The 5,378-nt window shown below is 69.9% G+C and carries 6 protein-coding genes and 1 pseudogene; 3 read left to right on the top strand and 4 right to left on the bottom strand.

All coding sequences use genetic code 11. The annotated features are described in order from the left end of the window. The 4 genes and pseudogenes from D7X55_RS35155 to D7X55_RS35170 all read right to left on the bottom strand — a co-directional run. Positions 1–466: pseudogene (locus tag D7X55_RS35155) on the bottom strand (phosphodiesterase); the annotation flags it as partial. A 29-nt stretch (positions 467–495) separates the two neighbouring features. Continuing rightward, the gene (locus D7X55_RS35160) at positions 496–1,359 is read right to left on the bottom strand and encodes a peptidoglycan-binding protein LysM (RefSeq protein ID WP_121725338.1); all 864 of its coding nucleotides are present in this window, start codon (positions 1,357–1,359) and stop codon (positions 496–498) included. After that, positions 1,356–1,766 (bottom strand): FecR family protein, encoded by a 411-nt coding sequence (locus tag D7X55_RS35165; RefSeq protein WP_199747293.1) that lies wholly within the window; start codon positions 1,764–1,766, stop codon positions 1,356–1,358. Before D7X55_RS35165 ends, D7X55_RS35160 begins: the two co-directional genes overlap by 4 nt. Before the next feature lie 130 nt (positions 1,767–1,896). Next, the gene (locus tag D7X55_RS35170; protein WP_120549650.1) at positions 1,897–2,700 is read right to left on the bottom strand and encodes a carbon-nitrogen hydrolase family protein; all 804 of its coding nucleotides are present in this window, start codon (positions 2,698–2,700) and stop codon (positions 1,897–1,899) included. A 210-nt stretch (positions 2,701–2,910) separates the two neighbouring features. On the opposite strand from D7X55_RS35170, the gene rimP reads away from it, so the two are divergent. From rimP to D7X55_RS35185, 3 genes are all read left to right on the top strand, one after another. Next, positions 2,911–3,396, top strand: coding sequence for a ribosome maturation factor RimP (rimP, locus tag D7X55_RS35175; protein ID WP_120549663.1), 486 nt, complete (start codon positions 2,911–2,913; stop codon positions 3,394–3,396). A 70-nt stretch (positions 3,397–3,466) separates the two neighbouring features. Then, the gene (gene nusA, locus D7X55_RS35180; RefSeq protein ID WP_120549649.1) at positions 3,467–5,167 is read left to right on the top strand and encodes a transcription termination factor NusA; all 1,701 of its coding nucleotides are present in this window, start codon (positions 3,467–3,469) and stop codon (positions 5,165–5,167) included. A 17-nt stretch (positions 5,168–5,184) separates the two neighbouring features. Then, positions 5,185–5,378: YlxR family protein (locus D7X55_RS35185; protein ID WP_121725339.1), on the top strand; the 194-nt coding region annotated here is incomplete at its 3' end.

Genomic DNA, 5,378 nt, shown 5'->3' on the forward strand with positions numbered 1-5,378 from the left:
CACCGCCTCCGTGGGACGCCACCACGTCCGAGTAGCGCACGCCGGTGAGCCCTTCATCCAGCAGCGCCCGGGCGCGCTCCTCGTGCTCCGCCACGCCGCTGGGGGCCATGTCGTGCACCGCGAAGGCCTGCAGCCCCGGCAGCCGCTGCCGGTCCGCGCCGAACACGGTGAGCGCCAGCACCTCCGGGCGCTGGTTGAGCACCGCGGCGATGTGCAGCCGCTGCGCTTCGCGGGGCAGGGTGAAGAAGCCGCCCGGCACGCTGGACAGCCCCACCACGCGCTCCGTGGGGTCCTCCAGGAAGCTTTCGGCCTTGAGCCGCAGCTGCTTGACGCGCTCCTGCGCCAGCTCCTGCGCGTCGCGGATGAGCAGCTCGCGCGTATGGGACACCGACAACCAGCCCACCATCAGCGTGGGGATGATGCTGACCACCAGCATCAAGAGGAGGATGGCTTTGAAAAGTCGCACGGCGGTGGCTCCTCGCTCGGGTCGGGCGGCTACTTCTGCCACCCGTCCTTCACCTTGACGTTGAGTTCGAGCGATTCCGCGGCCAGCTCGAAGCGCCGTGTCTGGGAGGGCAGGGACCGCCCCTGCTCCGGACTCACCGCCGTCACCGTCCAGCGATAACGGCCCGCGGGCAGCGCCGGCAACGTCCATTGCCGCGCGGCCACCACCGTGCGCACGGGCGCCGGCGTGGCCTTGCCCTCCGCTCCTTCAGCGACGACCTCCACTTCATACCGCGTGGCGCCCGTGACGGCGCTCCACGCCAGCGTCACCGGCCCCAACAGCCCTCCGCCCTCGGCTCCGGACGCGGGCTTCAGCGCGAGGCGGGCCTTGTCCGCGGGCTGCGCCAGCTGCGGCGCGCCGGGCGGCTCCGGCAGCACGGTGCCCTGCTGCACGCGCACGGACTCGCCCTTCGCCAGCACGCGCGTGGCGTGCTGCGCCTCCACGGTGACGGGAGGCCCCTGGCGGTGCGTGACGGTGGTGGTGCCGCCGTCGTGGTCCACCTCCACCGTGAAGTTGGACGGCTGCTGCGGATTGAGCAGCGCCCACGCCTCGTCCGCCTTGTGGAGCGCCTCCGCGTACCGGGCGGCCTGGAAGTGCGCCTCCGCTTCCTTCAGCCGGGACTCGGCCTCACGGCGGCGGGCATCGTCCGGCGCCGCCTTCACCGCCGCGCGGGACATCTCCAGCGCCTTGAGCGCCGTCTGCGGCTCCGTGCCTGGAGCCTTGCGCGGCCCTGGCGCCGCGGCGCCTCCGGGAAGGGCCGCGACCTCCGCGGACGCGTGCCCCAAGGACGTCGGAGCGGTTGAGGGCACCACGGACAGCCCCATCCACGCGCTGAGCCAGAGGGCGGCCTTCATTGGAATTCAATCTTCCTGCCCGCCCGAACCGTGGCGGATGGGGTGGTGACGGACAGCGACTGGGTGGCCGGCTTCTCCAAGGTGGCATCCACCCGTCCCCGGAGGACGGTGACGTCCGTTCGCAACTTGCTCTCCGCGATGCCCACCAGGGAATCGCCCCCCAGGTGCAGCGTGCTGCCATTGGCGAACACCACCTGCGCGCTCGCGCCGGCCTCCGTGCGGACCTTGTCGTTCTCGTAGAGGGGCAGCTCGTCGCGCGCGGAGCTCCACTCGTCCGCCACCGCGCGTTTGATCTGCACGTCCCCCTTCAGCTCCCGCAGGTGCGCGCGGGGGACAGGCGGAGGCAGGGGCGCCTCGGTGGGCCCACGGGGCTTCTCATCGGCGGTACAGCCGGGAGCAAGGGCCATGAGTGCGACCGCGAAAAGCAGGGGAGGCCAGCGTCGTCCGTTCACCAGAGGGGTCGTCCTGAAAACCACTCTACCTGGAAACGCCGCGCCGGAGGGGCCTCCCGCCTCCTTCGCGTTCACTCTCGCTCGCCTAGTCCAGCCGCCTGTGCGCCAGGCACGGCAAATTCCGCCGGATGCGTGCCTGGAGCTCCGGGTCCACCGGCGCCACGGCCAGGCCCTCGCCCTCGGAGGCCCGGGCCGTCACCAGCCCCCACGGGTCCACCACCATCGCGTGGCCATACGTCAGCCGCTGCGCGGAGTGCCGCCCGCCCTGGGCCGGCGCCAGCACGTACGCCTGGTTCTCGATGGCCCGGGCGCGCAGCAGCACCTCCCAGTGGTCCTTGCCCGTCATCATCGTGAAGGCCGCCGGCACCGCGAGCAGCGTGGCCCCGTCCTTCGACAGCCGCCGGTACAGCTCCGGGAAGCGCAGGTCGTAGCAGACGCTCATGCCCAGCCGGCCCACCGTCGTGTCCGCCGCCACCACCTCGGTCCCCGGCGCCACCGCCGCGGACTCCTGGTAGGTGGCCCCGTCGCCGACGTCCACGTCGAACAGGTGCATCTTCCGGTAGACGGCCAGCCGGGCGCCGTCCGGTCCGAACAGGACGCTGGTGTTGTAGAGCCGGCCGCCCGGCGCTCCCTCCTCCAGGATGGAGCCGGCCAGCAGCGTCGTCTTCGTCCCCCTGGCCAGCTCCGCCATCCGGCTCAGCGTGGGGCCGTCCAGACCTTCAGCGGCGGACGGACGCTCGGGCTCCGGTCCCATCCAGGAGAAGTTCTCCGGCAGGCCCACGAGGTGGGCACCCAGGGAGGCGGCCTGGCGCACGAGGCGCGTGGCCACATCCAGGTTGTGGGCCTTGTCCGCGGTGGACACCATCTGTGCGGCGGCGATGAGGTGCATGGGGGCGTTATAACGCCACCGGCGTCACTCGGAACCCCTGGGAATCCTTCAATCCCGGGGGGCGTTTGACCCGGTGCCTCGGGGTGTGTCCTTCCTTTACACCCCGAGGGGGCGTGTGTTACGGACGCCCCGACATTTTTCGACGCATCACATTCGAAAAGTGGGCCGCCGTGCCCGCTTTTCGCGTTTTTGGAGACCTGTTTCCTGGCCATGGAGCCGAAGAACATCAAACAGACGGTGGAGGAGAAGGCAGCGTCGCTGCTGGACCCCATCGTGGCGAACGAAGGCCTGGAGCTCCTGGACGTGGAGTACGTCCGCGAGCGCGAGGGCTGGGTGTTGCGTTTGTTCATCGACAAGCCCGGTGGCCGGGTGGGACTGGAAGAGTGCTCCCAGGTGTCGCGCGCCGTGGATCCGGTGCTCGACGTGGAGGACTTCATCCCCCAGGAATACAACCTGGAGGTGTCCAGCCCGGGTGTGAACCGGCCCTTGAAGAAGCCGGCGCACTTCGAACGGGTGAAGGGGCAGAAGGTCAAGGTGAAGACCTTCGGCCCGCTGGGCGAGCCTCCGCGGAAGAACTTCAGCGGCACGCTCACCGATGTGGCGGCCGACGCCATCTCCGTGGACGTGGAGGGGGGCGGCGTGTTCGTCATCCCCTTCAAGGACATCGCCAAGGCCAATCTGGAGTTCGAGTTCTAGAAGCCCACATACAGGGGACCCTGTTCGCGCCAGGGCCGCCCGTGGACCCATTTTCGGAGAAGACAAAGCCATGCCCACGCCCGCCAACCCGGCAGTCAACCTCAACCTCGTCCTGGATCAGGTCGCCAAGGACAAGGGCATCGAACGGGCCGTGCTCATTGCCACCCTCGAGGACGCGATGAACACCGCGGCCAAGAAGCACTTTGGCCAGGACCGCAACCTGGAGGCCAAGTACGACCCGGAGAAGGGCGTCGTGGAGCTCTTCCAGGCCATCACCGTGGTCGCGGAAATCACGGACCCCGTCCAGGCGGTGAACCAGATCACCATGGACGAGGCCCACAAGAAGGGCATGGAAGTGGAGCCCGGCGACGAGCTCGTCTTCCAGATCTTCTACCGGGACGAGGACGCCGCGGAGGCCAAGGCCCAGGACGACCAGTACGGCGACATCCTCCGCCTGAAGACCTTCCGCCGCGGCTTCGGCCGCATCGCCGCGCAGACGGCCAAGCAGGTCATCCTGCAGCGCACCCGCGACGCCGAGCGCGAGAACGTCTTCAACGAGTACAAGGACCGCAAGAACGAGATCGTCACCGGCATCGCCCGCCGGTTCGAGCGCGGCAACATCGTGGTGGACCTGGGCCGCGCGGAGGCCGTGCTGCCCGTCCGTGAGCAGGTCCCGCGTGAGACCTACCGCCCGGGCGACCGCGTCCAGGCGTACGTGCTGGACGTGCTGCGCGAGTCCAAGGGCCCGCAGATTGTGCTGTCGCGCGCGTCCGTGAACCTGCTCACCAAGCTCTTCGAGATGGAGGTGCCGGAAATCGCCGAGGGCATCGTCGTCATCGAGGCGGCGGCCCGCGAGCCGGGCGGCCGCGCGAAGATCGCCGTGTCCAGCCGCGACTCGGACGTGGACCCCGTGGGCGCGTGCGTGGGCATGAAGGGCAGCCGCGTGCAGGCGGTGGTGCAGGAGCTGCGCGGGGAGAAGATCGACATCGTCCCCTACGACGAGGATCCGGCCCGCTTCGTGTGCTCGGCCCTGGCCCCCGCGGAGGTCAGCCGCGTCATCATCGACGAGGCCAACCACGCCATGGAGCTCATCGTCCCGGACGACCAGCTGTCGCTGGCCATCGGCCGCCGCGGCCAGAACGTGCGCCTGGCCGCCCAGCTCACGGGCTGGAAGCTGGACATCAACAGCGAGAGCCGCGTGCGTGAGATGCGCGAGTTCGCCAGCCGCTCGCTGGGGGCCCTGCCGGGCGTCAACGAGATGCTGGTGGAGACGCTCTACGCGCACGGCTTCCGTCAGGCGCGCGACGTGGCGGACGCGAATCCGGAGATGCTGGCGCAGATTCCCGGCATCGACCCCACCCGCATCCCCTCCATGCAGGAGGAGGCCAAGAAGCGCATGGTGGAGGACCAGCAGGAGCTGTCGCGCATGGACTACGAGCGCGAGCAGGCCCGGCTGGCCGAGGCCCGCCGCCACCCGGACGAGCTGTCCCAGCCGGAGCGCATGGCGCGCGTGCGCGGCGTCGGTGAGAAGACCATCGAGCAGCTCATCCTCGCCGGCTACCGCACGGTGGAGGACATCGCGAACGAGAAGGACCTCACCCGCCTGGGCGACGTGCCGGGCGTGGGCATCAAGAAGGCCCGCCAGCTGAAGAGCGCGGCGGAGAATTATCTGGTGGAGGAAGCCAAGCTGCGCGCGGAGCTCAACGCGGAGCGGGGTGCGATGGCAGCGGCAGGCGGGTCGGAGGGCGTGGAAGCGGCCAAGGCACCGTAACGACAGGGGATAGGCAGATGCGCCGCGCAACCAAACGGCCCGGGATACATCTCACGGAAACCACGGCGTCAGGTCCGGTCCGGACCTGCGTCGGGTGTGGTTCTCGCAAGTCACAGGCGGAACTGACCCGGTTCGTGGTAGGTCCCCAGGGCGGCGTGGTGGCGGACAGGCGGCGGAGGCTGCCAGGGCGGGGGGCGTACCTGTGCGGTGC

Origin of the sequence: Corallococcus sp. AB049A, assembly GCF_003668885.1 — a bacterium.
Lineage (GTDB): Bacteria > Myxococcota > Myxococcia > Myxococcales > Myxococcaceae > Corallococcus > Corallococcus interemptor.